The sequence below is a fragment of the Microcoleus sp. AT9b-C3 genome, from assembly GCF_036705485.1.
GTDB lineage: Bacteria > Cyanobacteriota > Cyanobacteriia > Cyanobacteriales > Microcoleaceae > Microcoleus.
On sequence record NZ_JAUBUR010000007.1, the window covers coordinates 45623 to 63205 of the forward strand.

At 46.4% G+C, this 17583-nt stretch carries 12 protein-coding genes; 10 read left to right on the forward strand and 2 right to left on the reverse strand.

Annotated features, from left to right (window positions below; translation table 11 throughout):
* Nucleotides 1–21: 21 nt before the first annotated feature.
* On the reverse strand, nucleotides 22–3033 hold the full coding sequence (locus tag QUB77_RS08790; RefSeq protein WP_333171425.1) for an EAL domain-containing protein: 3012 nt from the start codon (nucleotides 3031–3033) through the stop codon (nucleotides 22–24).
* Nucleotides 3034–3310: 277 nt separating this feature from the next.
* Nucleotides 3311–4144 carry a prohibitin family protein gene (locus QUB77_RS08795; RefSeq protein ID WP_333171427.1) on the reverse strand — a complete coding sequence of 278 codons (834 nt, stop codon included), beginning with the start codon at nucleotides 4142–4144 and terminating at the stop codon, nucleotides 3311–3313.
* Nucleotides 4145–4797: 653 nt separating this feature from the next.
* Here QUB77_RS08795 and nfi point away from each other — a divergent pair.
* The 10 genes from nfi to QUB77_RS08845 all read left to right on the forward strand — a co-directional run bounded on the left by nfi (nucleotide 4798) and on the right by QUB77_RS08845 (nucleotide 17368).
* A complete protein-coding gene (nfi, locus tag QUB77_RS08800; RefSeq protein ID WP_333171430.1) occupies nucleotides 4798–5451 on the forward strand; it encodes a deoxyribonuclease V in 654 nt (217 codons plus the stop codon).
* Between the two features lie 454 nt (nucleotides 5452–5905).
* A complete protein-coding gene (locus QUB77_RS08805; protein WP_006631632.1) occupies nucleotides 5906–6136 on the forward strand; it encodes a KGG domain-containing protein in 231 nt (76 codons plus the stop codon).
* Nucleotides 6137–6628: 492 nt separating this feature from the next.
* Nucleotides 6629–7156 carry an FHA domain-containing protein gene (locus tag QUB77_RS08810; RefSeq protein WP_333171433.1) on the forward strand — a complete coding sequence of 176 codons (528 nt, stop codon included), beginning with the start codon at nucleotides 6629–6631 and terminating at the stop codon, nucleotides 7154–7156.
* Between the two features lie 105 nt (nucleotides 7157–7261).
* Nucleotides 7262–9265, forward strand: coding sequence for an FHA domain-containing protein (locus QUB77_RS08815; RefSeq protein WP_333171436.1), 2004 nt, complete (start codon nucleotides 7262–7264; stop codon nucleotides 9263–9265).
* Between the two features lie 149 nt (nucleotides 9266–9414).
* Entirely contained in the window at nucleotides 9415–9843 is a 429-nt protein-coding gene (locus QUB77_RS08820; RefSeq protein WP_333171439.1) for a hypothetical protein, read from the forward strand.
* Between the two features lie 197 nt (nucleotides 9844–10040).
* Nucleotides 10041–11180 carry a DNA cytosine methyltransferase gene (locus tag QUB77_RS08825; protein ID WP_333171442.1) on the forward strand — a complete coding sequence of 380 codons (1140 nt, stop codon included), beginning with the start codon at nucleotides 10041–10043 and terminating at the stop codon, nucleotides 11178–11180.
* 196 nt (nucleotides 11181–11376) lie between these two features.
* Complete coding sequence (miaB, locus tag QUB77_RS08830) at nucleotides 11377–12717, forward strand: tRNA (N6-isopentenyl adenosine(37)-C2)-methylthiotransferase MiaB (RefSeq protein WP_333042505.1); 1341 nt, start codon at nucleotides 11377–11379, stop codon at nucleotides 12715–12717.
* Between the two features lie 193 nt (nucleotides 12718–12910).
* Nucleotides 12911–13981: a D-alanine--D-alanine ligase family protein gene (locus tag QUB77_RS08835; RefSeq protein WP_333171446.1), complete on the forward strand. Its 1071-nt coding sequence runs from the start codon at nucleotides 12911–12913 to the stop codon at nucleotides 13979–13981.
* A gap of 353 nt (nucleotides 13982–14334) precedes the next feature.
* On the forward strand, nucleotides 14335–15417 hold the full coding sequence (locus tag QUB77_RS08840) for an AI-2E family transporter (RefSeq protein ID WP_333171448.1): 1083 nt from the start codon (nucleotides 14335–14337) through the stop codon (nucleotides 15415–15417).
* A gap of 712 nt (nucleotides 15418–16129) precedes the next feature.
* Nucleotides 16130–17368, forward strand: coding sequence for an HhoA/HhoB/HtrA family serine endopeptidase (locus QUB77_RS08845; RefSeq protein WP_445251721.1), 1239 nt, complete (start codon nucleotides 16130–16132; stop codon nucleotides 17366–17368).
* Nucleotides 17369–17583 lie beyond the last annotated feature (215 nt).

The window sequence follows — 17583 nt, forward strand, 5'->3', positions numbered from 1 at the left end:
CAGTTCCTATTGTAGATCGGATCACCATTTGGGCGATCGCCTCAACAAGGCTGTAGCTGCCTCACTGTCGAGAGGTTTAGAGAAAAAGTATCCCTGACCGTACTCGCAGCCGATCGCCCGCATTTGAGCCAATTGGACGGCGGTTTCGACCCCTTCTGCCACTACCTCCATCCCCAAACTGCGGGCCAGCATGACGATCGCCCGCACAATTTCCAAATTTTCGCCCATTTCCCCGATGCGACTGACAAAAGAGCGATCGACCTTCAAAATATTAATCGGGAACTTGTGCAAATAACTCAGAGACGAATAACCAGTGCCGAAATCATCAATACACAGCCCGATACCCAAGTCTCTCAACTGCGAAAGCATCGCCGCCGCCGCTTCCCCATCTTCCATCACCACAGTCTCAGTAATCTCCAACTTCAAACAGCGAGCATCAACACCTGTTTCCTGCAAAACTTGCTTAATTTGTTCGATAGATTCCGGTTGCGAAAACTGCCTCCCCGAAAGATTTACGGCGACTGTCAGCGGCGAATTTCCCACAGGTAAATTCAAACTCTGCCACTTAATAATTTGGCGGCAGCTTTCGTTCAAAACCCACAAACCCAAAGGCGTAATTAACCCTGTTTCCTCCGCCATCGCAATAAATTCCATCGGGGAAACTAAACCCCGTTCCGGGTGCAGCCAGCGCACCAGCGCCTCAAATCCGATAACTGAACCCGTTTTTAAACTAACGATCGGCTGATAATAAACAGTAAAAGGACATTCCAATTTTAAAGTAGTCAATTGCGACTTCGGACGCTCCAATCTGCGATCGATTTCACTCATCGGCGAGTTTTCCGCCGCCGTCCCACAGGCGAAATCCACTATGGGATATTTCAAATTTAGTTCTTCAACCGACTCCCGCAAATCGTGTTCCAAGTGCATCAAAGCCACAGCCCGAGTGTGCATCGCACTGGTAAAAACTTCGTAGCGAGCTTTACCCAGAGCTTTTGCCCGGTACATCGCAATATCAGCATCGCGCAAAATATCTCCCGGCCACTGATATTTGTCGGTACTCAAAGCAATGCCAATGCTAGCAGTAATTAAAACTTTATTACCTTCCAAATAAAGCGGTCGTTCGATCGTTTTGAGAATTTCCTTTGCTTGGGCGATCGCCTCATCAACACCATGAATTTCATCCAGCAAAATCACAAACTCATCTCCCCCCAGACGAGCCACCGTATCCCCTGGCCGCAAACAAGTCAACAGACGGCGAGCCACGCCCACCAACAGCCGATCGCCCGTGCGGTGTCCCTGACTGTCATTAATCACCTTAAACCTGTCCAAATCCAGAAACAGCACCGCAAACTGATAGCTCGGATGCCGTTGGGCGCGGGCAAAAGCTTGCCCCAACCTGTCAGTCAACAAAGCACGGTTCGGCAACTCTGTCAGCGCATCGTGCAAAGCATCGTGCAACAGTTGTTCTTCAGCCATCTTGCGCTCAGTCACGTCGTGACAGTTGACCACAATTCCCCGCACCGAAGGTTCGTTGAGCAAATTCGTCGCCACCGCTTCCAACACGCACCAGGAACCATCCTTGTGTTGCACTCGGTATTCCGCCATTCCCTGACTAACTCTCGGCATTTGCATGACACCTTTGAACACTTGATCCACTATCAGCAATTCGTCAGGGTGAATCAAGTCAAATATAGATCGGCCCAGGACTTCCGCCGTCGGGTAGCCCAAAATCCGCTCTAGGGAAGGAGAGACATAGCGGCAAAAGCCTTTCTCGTCGAGAATCACAATAATGTCTCTAGCATTTTCAATCAACGATCGAAAGCGCTTCTCGCTTTGCCGCAGCTCTTGTTCCGTGCGCTTTCGGTCGGTAATATCGGTATTCATGTAAATCAGACCGACAATTTTCCCTGTAGGGTCTTTAATAGCATCGGCCCGCAGCAGCATTGGCAAAATTTGGCCACTTTTAGTGCGGTTAGTAACTTCACCAAACCAAGAATAACCCTGGGCGATCGTATCGAGTACCTCGCGGGCGACTGCAGAGTCAGCAAAAACTGTCCCTATACCTCCAGCTAGCTTAAGTTCCTCGGCGGTATCCCATTCAAATAGCTGAGAAAACGCTTGATTTTGATAAATGTGAGTGCCGTTCGCATCGCTGATGCCGATCGCGTCACTCGAACTTTCCACCGCCTTGCGAGTCAGCACCAGAGCTTCTTCTGCCCGCTTGCGTTCGGTAATGTCAATCCCTACCAGACAAGCTGCTTTGCCGCGATCGTACTTTTGAGCCACAATCAAATAGTATCCCTCCGACTCTCCCCGGTCGGTTTGTACCTTAACGTTGAGTTCTTTAACCGCTTCCGTAGCGTCGCTGCCAAAAAACTCCACCACAAAAGAGTTAAAATCCGAGCTAGCGCCCAGAAAACCAATATCTTGACCGACAAAAGCCGACGGCCGCAAACCATGCAGTTTGGCTAAGTGCTGGTTAACCCCCAAATAGCGCAAATCCGAGCTAATCCAAGATACTGTTCCCGGAACTGCTTCCAAAATCGTTTGCAGTTGGTCGTTAGCTTGCTGCAATGCTTGCTGCACTTCACATATTGGTTCCGACAAGTCAGATTGAACTCCTACAAAGTGAGTCAAATTAGCGTTGTTGTCTCGCACGGGAGATAGCGACAATTTGCTCCAAAAAGGAGTGCCGTCTTTGCGGTAATTTTTGATTGTTGTCTGGATTTCTCGACCTTGGCGCAAGGCCTCGCGGATCTTAGCTACGGTAGTTCGATCGGTATCCGGGCCTTGCAAAAATCGGCAATTGCGCCCCAAGATTTCATCGGCACAGTAACCTGTCATCCGTTCAAAGGCCGGATTGCAATAAATTATGGGACAATCGGGTGCATTGGCGTCAGCAATGACAATGCCACTGCTAGTAGCGGCCAAAGCTCGATCGCTTAGCCACAGTGCCTCTGACGCAGTATGGCGATCGCCGACATCCCTCACTTCATCTAAATTAGAAATTGACTGGTTCTCCCGATCTCCCATCAGCCGAACTTTCAAGCAAACCTTTACAATTTCCGAGTTGTTTCTTACTCTAACGTTTTTCAGGACTCGCGCAACCTAAATTGTATCTTCGCATTTAAGTAAGCGGGATTTCACCTTAGTTGTTAGTTGTATTTTATACGCTTGCTGTTCGGCATTTAAAAAAGCACCTCTTGACTTCCGCAGTGAAAAACCCTCTATTCTTCTCCCCCTCAGACTCTCTCCCCCTCTCCCCTTCTCCCCTTCTCCCCGCGCCATGGCAATCATGATCAGCAGCAGCTTATTTAGCAGGAGTTGCAGCTTGAGAAGTCGGCGGCGCAATATTAATTAATGGCAAAGTTCCCCCTCCTCCCATTACTGTCGGAAACTGGCCGTTCCATTTTTCAATTGCTTGCTGCTGCAAAATTTCGGTAGTTAAAGTTTGCCGCTGCAAGCGTTGAGCTTCAGCTTTACCTTTAGCACGGTTAATTTCAGCTTGAGCATCTTGGGTGGCTTTTTGAACGGTAAATTCTGCTTGTTTAGCTTCTTGTTCTGCTATTTGTTTGGACTCGATGGCTTTGCTAAATTCTGGAGAAAAGCCAAAATTTATTAAAGAAACATCTCTGACAATCACGCCGTAAGGTTCCAAACGCTTTTTGAGGCTGTTGTCGATTTCTGTTTTGAGTTCCGTGCGCTTAGTGATAATTTCTTCGGCGGTTTTTTTAGAAGTTGCTGCTTTTAGAACTTCCGAAATTGCCGGACTCAGAATGCTGGTAACAATTTGTTCTTCGTCTCCCACTTGTTGGAAAACTTGATTTACTTTGGCGGGGTCAACATTCCAGTTGACTGCCAAATCTGTAGTAATGCTTTGCAAATCTTTGGATGCTGCATCTGCTTTCAAATCTGTTTTTTGTACGCGCACGCTGATAGTTTTTACAGAGGTGACGATCGGTAAAATTGGGTGGATGCCTTCATCTAAAATGGCGTCTTGAACTTTGCCGAAGCGCATCATGACGCCGCGTTCCCCTGCGCCGACGAGGGCAAAAGGTCTTAAAATTAAGGCGGCGATGATGAAGACGATGCCACCGACTAAGTAGAGAGCTAGGTTGTACTGAACATTTTGCACGGTTTTCATATGCTGATTCACCTAGTTTTTTTTACTGGATATTAGTTGTCTAGTCGCTCTTATCTAAAATTATAACTTCCTGTTAATGGTGGAACAACTCATAAATTCATTTATTTTTTTCATAAAAGTCATAGGATGTTGAGGGTCGGAAAGCTTCTTAAATCAAAAAGATATTAGATTGCCGTTACATTGAGGCTCTGGTATGAACAATGGCATTTGTACCTAGCTAAAATTATTGATTAATAAATGTTTCAATCCTCTTGACAAAGAGGTTTTTTTTAGATAAAGCAGAAGTAAATAGATAGCTCGATCGCTCTCCGACAAGGGATAAAATGGCGATCGGAAAGAGAAAGCTTTCTAGAAAGCTAAAAAAATAGCATCACATAGGTATTTTTCGTAAATTTTGAGTAGAAAATTGGAGGTGCGTGCCGATAAAACCTGTGGGGGTTGCTTCCAGCACAAGCGAAAGATAGAATTTCACTCTCTGACCTACAGACTCTATTGGTAGAAGTGGCATCGGCCCACATTGCTCAACCCTCCTGAGTAGAAAAAAGACTCCTTGGGCAAGCTAGGAATTTATAACTACAAACGATAAAAATCTGAGTTTAAAAATGGCAGAAAATAAGTTAAGCTTAGATGAGAACGGTTGAAGAAAAATCAAAATGTTGCAGCGACACCCTTGGCCGCAGACAGTTGAAGAGGCGATCGCTATTCAAGAAAAGCTTCGGTCAGAGGTAATTACCGAAAATCAACGGTCGCCAGTTCGCTACGTCGCAGGCGTAGATGTCGGCTACGACAGTGCAAACGATGTATCGCGGGCCGCTGTAACAGTTCTGAGTTTTCCCGACTTGCAGTTGCAGCAGCAAGCTGTGGTTCGCAGTCCTACAACTTTTCCTTATATTCCGGGTTTCCTGTCTTTTCGAGAAGTGCCGGCAGTTCTCGAAGCTTTGGAAAATATCAGTTTGACGCCAGACTTGATATTGTGCGACGGTCAAGGACTAGCCCATCCCCGCAGGTTCGGTCTAGCCTGCCATTTGGGGGTTTTGACAGGGATTGCCACGATCGGAGTTGCCAAAAATCGATTTATGGGAGAACATTTAGAAGTCGGACTCGACCGTGGCAGTTGGCAACCCTTGCGGCTGGAGGGATCGACGGTAGGAGCAGCGCTGAGGACGCAAACAGGGGTAAAACCGATTTATGTTTCCATAGGTCATAAGATCAACTTGATAAGTGCGATCGAGTACGTCCTGCGCTGCGCCCCAAAATATCGCTTACCAGAAACAACTCGATCGGCAGACCAACTAACATCGGGATAACTGGCAAGCGCGGAAGGCATCAGAAAATAAAGTAAAAAGACCAAAAAAGCATCCGTCTTTGGACTTTTAATTTTTGAGGTGGCGCGGTTAGGTCAAAAAATCCTCTGAGTCTATCGCCAATCAGGTTTCGGTTCCATCCTTCCAGCGAACTAAAGAATGACTATACCTGAGAAAGAGGTATAAAAGTTGGGGGGGTTTATAGAATGATTGAAAGACAGTAACCAGCTTAAAACATTGTCGGCTCTAACTATAGTGCCCGGGCGTGAACTATTTTTAGTTCACATTTGTAAATTATGAAAGAGTCATCCTGCGAGTTAAACCAAAAGCTTAGATTCGTGTGATGAGGTTTCATAAATTACCGTCGGATATCTCACCACTGACTGGAAGTAACCACGACAGTGGGAGGCGAAGGCGCGATCGAGCTAAAAAATCAGAAACAAACAAGGAGACAGTCATGGCTGAGAAAAGCAAACGCGGATTCGCTTCTATGGATGCAGAAAAACAGCGCGCAATTGCTAGCAAAGGCGGAAAAGCTGCACACGAGAAAGGAACTGCACACGAATTCACCCCTGAAGAAGCCAGACAAGCTGGTCAAAAAGGTGGCGAAGCTGTCAGCAGAAATCGCGAACACATGGCTCAAATTGGTCGCGAAGGCGGTCGGAAAAGCCGCAAGAGCGAAGCTTAAGTCTTTCAATGCTGGCCCTGTAATGAAAGATTGCACAGTTGCAGCGTGAGAGATAGCACTAGGACAGTGAACGTTTGAGGAGGTGGGGCCATCGAATTTCCCAAGGTAGTTCGATCGCCCAACCTCCAAAATTCGTCACTACCGCACCAAAGCTTCTTCAGTTGACAGTTGACAGTTGACAGGTAAATAATGTGAAAACCCCACACCAATTAGTTTTTAGCAATCGCTAGCAAATTTTTAACAGCAAATTTTTAACGAAGCTACATTGGGTTCAATAATTTTGCGGGAAAGAAAAGCTGGTAAGCGGGAGTCAGTCTCTCAAAAAAAACCCCGAATTGAGGGTTTTTTTGTTTAGCGGCAGATAATAATATTTTTAGAAGTTCGATCGACTCTGCGTCAATAATTCTAATTAAGTTTTTTGGTGAGGAACTCCCTCGTCAAAATAAATCAGCTAATATTTTTTTATTATATTTTTGAGCTAACTATAAAATCATGACAAACCAGCTAACTTTAGCCTGGACAGAAGCTGGGGTGCGTCAAACTCGAACAATTCAAAACGGACAGCCGAGCAAAAATCCGGGAAGCGTGAGGCTAGGGCGCGATCCGGCGAAGTGCGATATAGTATTTTCGCATCCCAGCGTATCGGGGCTGCACGTTGAAATATTTTTTAATCAGGAATTGCAGGAGTATGCAGTGCGGAATTTGCGCGAAAGCAATCCGCCGCTGGTAGATGGAAAAATTCTCGCCCTAGGCGAAGCAAAATTGAACTCAGGAAGCCACATCCATTTAGGGCAAGTGCAAATCGAGGTGGTGAATGTGACGGAGGTGCAGCTAGCCGCGCCCCAGACAGTTTTGCTGGGGCCTCCCGCACCTGGTAACTTTCAGCCGACGGGGCCCTCAAAATATGGTTTGCAGTGTCCCAAATGCAGCCGAATTTCGCCTTACGCGCAGTTGAATACGGGGTGTCCGTGGTGCGGTACTTCTTTGGCGGCGGCGGCGAGTGTGATGTTGTCTCCGTGAAAGTTTGAAAAATGGAAAATCGGGCTATCCGCTAAACACTCTCAACTTCAAAAATCTTTTTTTGCAGAAAGCTCAAAGCCGACGGCTGATGTTTAAAAAATAATCATGAATTCTCAACCCTTGCGCCTGCGACTGACTTGGACAGATACAGCTACGGGGGATTGTCGATCCCCGATACTCGACTTACCCATCGCTTTGGGACGAATTTTTGAAGCTATGCCCGCCACAATCAACGGGAAACGAGTTTCTCGAATTGCCCTCAGCAGCAGTCAAGTTTCTCGCTTTCACGCAGTGATTGGCACCGAAGGTAACAGTATTTTACTTACTGACACGGGCAGCCGCAACGGTACTTTTGTCAACGGCGTTCGCCAAACCCGTTGCGTGCTGGCAAACGGGGATATGCTGCAAGTTGGGCCCTACGCAATCGGCATTTCTTTTGCTGTTAATTCCCCTGAAATGCCGTCGGTCAATTTTCACATTTTCTTTAACCCGCAGACCAATAGGCCAGATCCCGCGTTGGGGCAACCAGTAATGTTGCAGCTTCCTCAAACAAGTAGTAGGGGAGAATTTCCGCCGATCGCATTTTTGCACGCTTCTCAAATAAAAGTGCGATCGCTCGAATCTATGGGACTCCCTGTGGCAGAAGTTGATTGGGCTGCTGTTGGCGGTGGTTTGGGCAGCTTTATGTGGGTGGATTTGCTCAGAATTTGCGGTGTCAAAACAGATCGAATTGCGGTTTTGGGCATGGAAAACCAGCCTTACGCCCGCTATCTGCGTCTGTGCCTCAATTCTCAAATTCCGCTGCGGGAACGCCTGCGATCGAATTCTGACTCTTGTCCAGACAACATTTGGGGGTGGCCTCCCTATGCCTTGCGGGAAGCTTGGCAGGAATTGCGGAAAGGGCGTTTGGGGATGTCGTTGAAGTTGATGTGGCAGGTGTTTGCTGAACCGACTTTTGCCGAAACTTATACGCCTCGCGCGGGTAATGTGTTTGATTCTATTGACAGGGAAGTCGATCGAATTGGGTGGAATCAGATGTTTCGCTACGGTAGAGTGCGAGGAATTCGCAAAACAGATGACGGCAGGTACGCGATCGCTTATTCTCGATCGGATGCGGATCACCGCGAGCACGCTTTTTTAATCGCCAAGTACGTACATTTAGCCACGGGCTATCCCGCCATTCAATTTCTGCCCGATTTGCAAGCTTACCGCGAAAAAACCCAGGATTTTGAGTCGGTTGTCAACGCTTACGAAAAGCACGACGGCGTTTACGAAAAATTGGAGGCCAGCGGCGGCAGCGTGTTAATTAGAGGCCGGGGAATTGTGGCTTCCCGGGTGGTGCAGCGAATTTATGAAGCGCGACAGCGGAACCGCAACATTCAAGTATTGCATTTGATGCGATCGCCCAAACCTCAAGGTAACAAATTTAAACTCGCTCAGCGAAGAGTCGAAAATCACTACGAATTTCAACCTTTCAACTGGCCAAAAGCTTGCTGGGGCGGGGAACTCCGCGTACTTTTGGAACAAGCCGCCCCAGAATTTCGGCCGCAGTTGCTCACGGACTGGGGCGGTACTACTACAGCGCAGCGCAGCGACTGGCGGCGGATTGTCAAAGAAGGTTTAAGTCAAGGATGGTATCAAATTACCTTCGGTGAAGTCGAGCGAGTTGAGCGCGACAGTCAAAACCGCACTGTGACGTACATTCAGGAGAAGGAACTCAAGGGGCAAATTAAGTTAGAAGCTGATTTTATTATTGATGCTACGGGTTTGGACGCTAAGGTAAAAACCAGTCCGCTGTTAAACGATTTGGTAGCTCAATATAATCTTCCCCTCAACGGTTTGGGCCGGCTGAGTGTTAACAACGATTTTGAAGTGTCCGAATTGCGGAATTCTTCTGCTAGCAACGGAGAAGGTCGGGTATACGCAGCAGGCGCGATTACTTTGGGAGGGCCTTACGCCCCGGTAGACAGCTTTTTGGGCTTGCAATACGCCGCCTTGCGTTCCGTTGAAAGTCTGGCCACCAACCGAGCGGCTGGTGTGCGGAAATTGAGCGTTTGGCGATCGTTCGTGCAATGGTGGAAATGGATTTTAAATAAATCTCCCGACTAATTTTAAGGAGGAAGTTGGCCAACGAGCAATGTATGGGATTTAATTGATTTAAACGAGCTTCGCGTTCAATCTAAAATCTAAAATCTCAATTCAAAATCGAACAATTTTGCCATGCAATCTAAAATCTAAAATCTAAAATCTAAAATCGCATGACTCCCACCTTATTCGGCCGCTGGCAAACTCGGTTATTGCTATTTGCAACCGTAGGCGTTTTAGTAACCCTGCCCTTTTTTATAGGTTTAATGACCTCCAAATCCGGCTCAATTTTTTTCTGGATTTTAGGGTATGTAGCGATTTTTGGTCTCGGCTGGGATGCTTTATATATATACATCCAGCAGTTCCGCTGGGATCGAGATTGGCCCGGTGCATTTCAATTGCTCGCCGGGATTTGGGAAGCACTTTTTGTGTTATTTTTAATCAAAGTTATCGGTTTACCGGGGATATCTGCACAAGATTTTGACTTGGGAGCTTTTGCTTTGCATTATAGTTTAGTGTGGCTGGCTATTTATCTGGCGTCGCAAACACTGATGCGAATTTTCTTTCCCCACTGGCGTTTCCGAGGCGGTGAATGGTTTTAAGAATAGTTTTGAGTATAGTAAGGTGCGCAATGCGCACCAGTAGGCGAACGGCATTGCCGTGTCCGGCGGGATCTGCGACTTTTAATAATAAAAGGTGCGCATTGCGCACCCTACAGAATTTATAGTAAGGTTCAGCGCTCCCTCCGCATCCGACAGAATTTATAGTAAGCTCAACTCAAAATTGCTGGCATCCTTCAATGCACCGTCTTCCTTGTATTTTCTCATTTTTTTCGGGTTCTGGCTTGCTCGATCTGGGTTTTGAGTCGATCGGCTTTAATATAGCGTATGTCAATGAAATTTTCCCACCTTTCATGCAAGCATACCGCTATTCTCGGCAATGCCTGAATTTGCCGCTACCAGAATACGGATATTGCGAAGGAGAGGAAGCCGATGTAACTCGACTTGTAGGGGGAGAACCAGCTTTTCGCCTGCGGGAATTGATACAAGATGCCCGCAAGCATCACGATATTGTAGGATTTATCGCGGGGCCGCCTTGTCCTGACTTTTCTATTGGTGGCAAAAACCGAGGTGGGGAAGGAGATAAAGGCAAACTTTCCGCTTCATACATTGAATTGATTTGTCAGCAGCAGCCAGATTTCTTTTTATTTGAAAATGTCAAAGGTTTGTGGAAAACCCAAAAACATAAAGCTTTTTACGATGAACTAAAATATCAGTTGGCGGATTCGGGATACGTTTTTGCCGAACGTTTAATTAATGCGATAGAATACGGGGTTCCGCAAGATAGGGATAGAATAATTTTGATTGGGCTTAAAAAAAACCTTGTCAAAAATCTGGGCATTTCCCTAGAGGAAAAAAGCCACATACTAGCAGAAAGTTTATTTCCTTGGCAAAGTCAGGTATTATATCCCAAATCAGAAATTTTTTCTCATCCTTGGCCTGATAGAACAGCCTTTGCAGATGATGGTTTCATGCCTTGTCCTGATGGTATTCCCCAAGATTTAACGGTAGAATTTTGGTTCCAAAAAAATGACGTTCTCAACCATCCCAATGCCAAACACTATTTCCAACCCAAAGCCGGCCTTAAGCGGTTTGCTTCCGTTGATGAAGGAGATGATTCAAAAAAATCTTTCAAGCGATTGCACCGATGGCGTTATTCGCCAACAGCTTGTTACGGCAATAACGAAGTTCACTTGCACCCTTACAAACTTCGTCGGCTTTCTGTTGCAGAAACACTGGCTATTCAGTCACTGCCAAAAGATTTTGCACTGCCAGCCAAGATGACCTTGACTAATATGTTTAAAACTGTTGGCAATGGGGTTCCTTATTTGGCTGCACAAGGTATTGCCAAAACAATTTTACAGTTTTTATCTCACTAAAAAAACAGAATAGCCAGATACTCGAATTCGCAAACTTTGTCGCGGATATAAAACTATTTGTAGCGGTAAGGTGCGCAATGCGCACCCTACAATTACTAAAATTCTCAATTACCAGACGTATCTCGTTTAACAGAGAAGTGTTATAATAAAGTGTTAAGGTTGAAAACCTATATTTTTTATTTGCCTGCAATTTGCCATGACCGTTAAACCCCGCCGCTATCACATCACTACTTTCGGATGCCAGATGAATAAAGCCGACTCGGAACGGATGGCCGGCATTCTGGAAAATATGGGCTTTGAGTTCTCGGAAGACCCGAACGAAGCTAGCTTGATTCTCTACAATACTTGCACGATTCGCGACAATGCCGAACAAAGAGTTTATTCTAACCTCGGAAGGCAAGCTCATCGCAAACGCCAAGAACCGGGTTTAACTTTAATTGTAGCTGGATGCGTGGCGCAGCAGGAAGGTGAAGCGCTGCTGCGGAGAGTGCCGGAATTAGACTTAGTAATGGGGCCGCAACACGCTAACCGACTTGAAGATTTGCTGGAACAAGTTTTTGAGGGCAATCAAGTTGTAGCGACTGAAGCTGTTGAGATTATGGAGGATATTACTAAGCCGCGCCGCGACAGCAAGGTGACTGCTTGGGTGAATGTAATTTACGGCTGCAATGAACGCTGCACTTATTGTGTGGTGCCGAATGTTCGCGGGGTTGAACAGTCGCGAATGCCGGAGGCAATTCGCGCGGAAATGGAGGATTTGGGCCGTCAAGGTTACAAGGAAGTAACTTTGTTGGGGCAAAATATTGATGCTTATGGACGCGATTTGCCGGGGACAAAACCGGACGGCAGCAACCAGCATACTTTGACGGATTTGCTTTATTTTGTTCAGGATGTGCCGGGAGTCGATCGCCTGAGATTTGCTACTAGCCACCCGCGCTATTTTACGGAAAGATTGATTAAGGCTTGTGCTGAATTACCGCAGGTTTGCGAACATTTTCACATTCCTTTTCAGTCGGGAGATAATGATATTTTGAAGGCGATGTCGCGGGGTTATACTCAGGAAAAATACCGCCGGATTATTGATACAATTCGCCGTTATATGCCGGATGCTTCGATTACTGCTGATGCGATTGTCGGTTTTCCTGGGGAGACGGAAGCACAGTTTGAGAAGACTTTGAAGTTAATCGAAGATGTTGGTTTCGATTTGGTGAATACTGCTGCTTATTCGCCTCGCCCTGGAACGCCGGCGGCTTTGTGGGAAAATCAGTTGAGTGAGGAGGTGAAAGCCGATCGCCTGCAACGAATCAATCATGTAGTGACAACAACGGCGATGGAACGATCGCAGCGCTATTTCGGACGCACTGAAGAGGTTTTGGTGGAAGTCCAGAATCTTAAAGATTCAACTCAGGTGATGGGACGCACTCGCGGCAATCGTCTGACATTTTTTAAGGGCGATATTGCTGAATTGGCTGGTAAAATTGTGCGGGTTAAAATTACAGATATTCGCGCTTTTAGTTTGACAGGAGAAATGCTGTAAGCTGTTAGGACATTTAAATTGTATGTCAAGAAATAATCAAATTATGACTGGGCCGTTTCTCCGAGGCCGCCCGCAATATACAATTTAAATTCGCAACACCTTATGCTTAATTCTTAGTTTCTGTCGCATACTTCCTGTGATAGCTGCCCTAACTGCGTGTATATTTGTCAAAAAGTACCGGGAGTATTGAAAAATGACAAAGATGCGGATCGGGCTATTGTTCGGGGGGCGATCGGGCGAACACGAAGTCTCAATTAGTTCGGCGCGGGCGATCGGCCGCGCCCTCGCTGCTGACGAAAATGCCTCTAAATACGAAGTTCTGCCCTTTTATATCCAAAAAAACGGCCGCTGGCTGTCGGGAACATTACCTCAACAAGTCTTAGACACGGGAAAACCTCTGGAAATAGAGGAACAAACAGTACAAAACGATTCTCCCGCTGGACAGTTTCCTAATTTTAATACCGTAGATGTTTGGTTCCCTGTTTTGCACGGGCCAAACGGCGAAGACGGCACGGTGCAAGGGTTGCTGAAATTAATGCAAATTCCTTTTGTCGGTTCCGGGGTTTTAGGTTCGGCGCTGGGAATGGATAAAATTGCCATGAAAATGGCTTTTGCTCAGGCTGGTTTGCCGCAGGTAAAATACATCGCTGTCAACCGTTCCGAAATCTGGTCTAATCCTTGCGTTTTCCCCAAACTATGTGATAAAATTGAAGCAAATTTGGGCTATCCTTGCTTTGTAAAACCCGCTAACTTGGGTTCGTCTGTGGGAATTTCTAAAGCTCGATCGCGCGCTGAATTAGAAGCAGCTCTCGATAGCGCCGCCAGCTACGACAGGCGGATAATTGTCGAAGCTGGTGTGGTTGCTAGAGAATTAGAATGTGCTGTTTTGGGTAACGACAACCCCCAAGCTTCAACGGTGGGAGAAATTTCTTTTCAAAGCGATTTCTACGACTACGAAACTAAATATACCCAGGGACAAGCCGACTGCTCAATCCCGGCAAAAGTCAGCGCTGCGATCGTCTCGCAAATCCAAGAAATGGCAGTACAAGCATTTTTGGCTATAGACGCGGCAGGTTTAGCGCGAGTAGACTTTTTCTACATTGAATCAACCGGAGAAGTTTTGATTAACGAAATCAACACTTTTCCTGGCTTTACAGCTACCAGTATGTATCCGCAAATGTGGGCAGCGGACGGCATTTCTTTCCCGGAATTAGTAGACCGTTTAATTCAATTAGCTCTCGAAAGGCACGGGGAAAAAGCTTGAATCCCGCACTGCAAACTGCTGCCTTGCCAACAGCAACAAATATTTTTTTCGCAGGTGATATATCCATAGCAGCGGAAACGATATAACATGGTTGTGGCAGGCACTGCCTGCCAGCAACCCAATTTCCGCTGCGGGCCGAGCAACTGGGAATTTTCAGCAGTCGGGTATAAATAAATGCACCCTAAAATGTTTAAGCGAGAACGGCGAATAGCAGTGTCATATCAAATCCGTTAGCATCGGAATAGTAAATTCGAGTCAACAGTCAACAGTCAACAGTCAACATCATTCCGGTTTAACCGGAAATGATGTCAATCTCACATCTTGCATCTCAAATTTTAACTCGGTTAACTTAGATGAGACGTTTCACTCAACTGCCGCAGTGGTGGACTTACGGACTGGTATTTCCCCTAGCGGTACTCAACTGCTGGTTAGCCCTCCTAGTCTTTGAATATTTTCGCGCCCTGATTACAGTTTTGGTAGTGGCTACAGTGCTGTCTTTTTTGCTAGATTATCCCGTGCGCTTTCTGCACAGATACGGCTTGAAGCGCGATCGAGCAGTTTTGTCGGTATTGTTTTTGACTTTACTGGTATTGGTGGTTTTAGGTCTAACTCTGGCTCCCATTCTGCTAAACCAAATCACTGAACTCGCCACCCGACTGCCGACTTGGATAGTTTCTGGCACAGAACAGATTGAAGCATTCCACAATTGGGCGGAAAATCGCAATCTCCGCATTGATGTTAGCGGTTTGACTACCCAATTGAGCGATCGACTTTCAGCTCAATTGCAGTCTCTCACTGGCGAAATTCTCAAATTTGGCTTGGGTGCTGCAGACAGTCTGTTGAATTTCCTCCTCACAATAGTCGTGACATTCTACTTGCTATTGCACGGCGATCGCGTATGGGAAGGATTGTTTAAATGGTTTCCTTCCAAGCTGAGCCTTCAATTGCGAGAGTTGCTGGCCCGAAGCTTCCACAACTACTTCGTCGGGCAAGCAACTTTGGCGGGTTTGATGGGACTGTCTATCACTGTTGCTTTTTTAATTTTGCGAGTTCCCTTCGGACTTCTGTTCGGTTTGGGTGTGGGTGTAATGACTATGATTCCCTTCGGGGCACCTTTCAGTATTTGCATTGTCAGTTTGCTGATCACATTAAACAACTTTTGGCTCGGCGTCACAGTTTTAGCTGTCGCTACAGTAATTGAGCAAATAATTGAAAGCGGGGTTGCTCCTCGGTTATTAGGTGGTTTTATCGGCCTCAATCCTGTGTGGATTTTAGTGGCGCTGCTGGTGGGGGTTAAGGTGGCGGGAGTCGCAGGTTTGTTAGTGGCTGTGCCGATGGCTGGTTTTATTAAGAATACTGTTGATGTTTTGGAAAGTTCGAGGAACAAGTCGAGAGAAATCGATTCGGTTAGTTCCATTGAACCTATGGAGCAATAAAATTCCTCCATAGGTTTAAATTTTAGATTTGAAGAGAGTTTTTGCAGGCGATTCTGACTTAGGTTTACTTGGTACTTTAGCTTGAGGCTTTACCCGGAAGAATTGGTTTAAAGCCTCTCCCATAAGCGGGAGAAATTAAAAGAAGACTATTCATTACTCCCATCCTCGGACTTCCAGGTAGAGGTCTCTATCAACTGTCAACTGTCAACTGTCAACTGTCAACTGTCAACTGAATTCCTGCTTTAGGGTGAGGCTTTCCGGTGCTTTAGCTGTTATCATCCCTAGATGCAGGCGAGGTCAAAAATCCCGTTTCTAGGTTAACGTCGATCGCTCACAACGAAGATTTTGCCTAGAATCCTGGTTTTTTTGAGTGCAGGATTGTTGTTGACTTCGGATATCAATCCTGTGAAAAGTTTGCGGGAAATGCGGAATATGCGAGCTGGCTAGCGTAGTTTGTATTATCGCACTCAGACAGCAATTCGCTAGTGCCGACCCAGTTCGATCGCACTCAAAAGCTGGAATCCACAAACAATTTGCCTGCGACTGTCCGGTTTCTACCCCACCTGGTAGGGTAAACCCCACCAGTCAAACAGACATCACAAATGCTTGAATTAAAATTAAAGATCCTTTACTTCTAACTTAATTACAGTAGGTGCTAAAAATGCAAAACCATAATTATAACTCTCGCTCTAACTCTCACCAAATCAATACTATGTCAACCAAAAATATGCCTGCTACAACTGTGCGTTCTCGCCGTTTTTCGTTGCCGAAAAAACTGGCTTTTTTATCCCTTGTTTTGCTCGGTTCCACCGCAACTGTTGGGTGCAACGCCCTAACTTCTCAAGTTCCTGGAAGTTCTAACGCCATCAAAGCTGAACCGGCAAGTGCAGCGCCAATCTCAGCATTGCCTGCAAATATACTGCCCTCTCAAGACTCTAATTTTGTCAGTAAAGTTGTGCAGGAAGTTGGCCCGGCGGTGGTGCGGATCAACTCCTCTCGCACGGTGACGAACCAATTTCCAGATGAGATTCCCGAGCAATTCCGCCGCTTCTTCGGTTCGGAATCTCCCATTCAACCGGGAAATCGGGTAGAAAGAGGTTCAGGTTCTGGTTTTATTTTTGGTTCCGACGGTCGCATTTTGACTAACGCTCACGTCGTTGACCGTGCGGATACGGTGACGGTAAAACTGAAAGATGGTCGCGAATTTGTCGGCAAAGTTTTAGGCGTCGATACAGTTACTGATGTGGCTGTTGTTAAAATAGAAGCTAACAATTTGCCTGTGGTGAATTTGGGCAAATCAGAAGAATTACAGCCGGGAGAATGGGCAATCGCGATCGGCAACCCCCTCGGTTTGGACAATACTGTGACTGTGGGAATTATTAGCGCTACAGGCCGTTCTAGCGCCGATGTCGGCGTCCCCGACAAGCGCGTCAGCTTTATTCAAACCGACGCTGCAATCAATCCCGGTAATTCTGGCGGCCCGCTGCTGAACCAGCGCGGTCAAGTTATCGGCATGAATACGGCGATTATTCAAGGCGCTCAAGGATTGGGTTTTGCGATTCCGATCGATCGAGCACAACAAATTGCTGAGCAGTTAGAAACAACAGGAAAAGCCCAACATCCTTATCTCGGCGTTCGGATGTTGAGCATTACTCCCGCAATCAAGACAGAATTTAATAACAATCCCAACACGAAATTGAGGCTGACTGAAGATAAAGGCGTGTTAGTTTTGGGAGTTGCGAAAAATTCTCCGGCGGCACAAGCTGGAGTTCGCCTTGCCGATGTGATCAAGAAAATCAACGGTAAAGAAGTAACTGATGCTGGCAGCGTACAAGAAATTGTCGAGAAAAGTACAGTGGGCAGCGATCTGCAGCTTGAATTGAGCCGCGGCGGACAACCTGTTACTGTGGCGGTGAAAGCGGGTGCTTTTCCAGCGGATCAGCAGCGGTAGAATTGTTGATTGCAACTTAGATATTGCACCATTGTCAATAATCCTTTTATGAACAGGCTTTCCGGCCTGTTCCACAAGAAAATTAATCTCTTGTGGAACGGGCATCTTGCCCGTTCTTGAGAATGCTGCAAGAGGTGAGTTTTAATCGGCTTGGTCTGTGATATCAAATTCGTTAGCATCGGAATAGTAAATTCAAGTTCATTGTTGATTGTTCA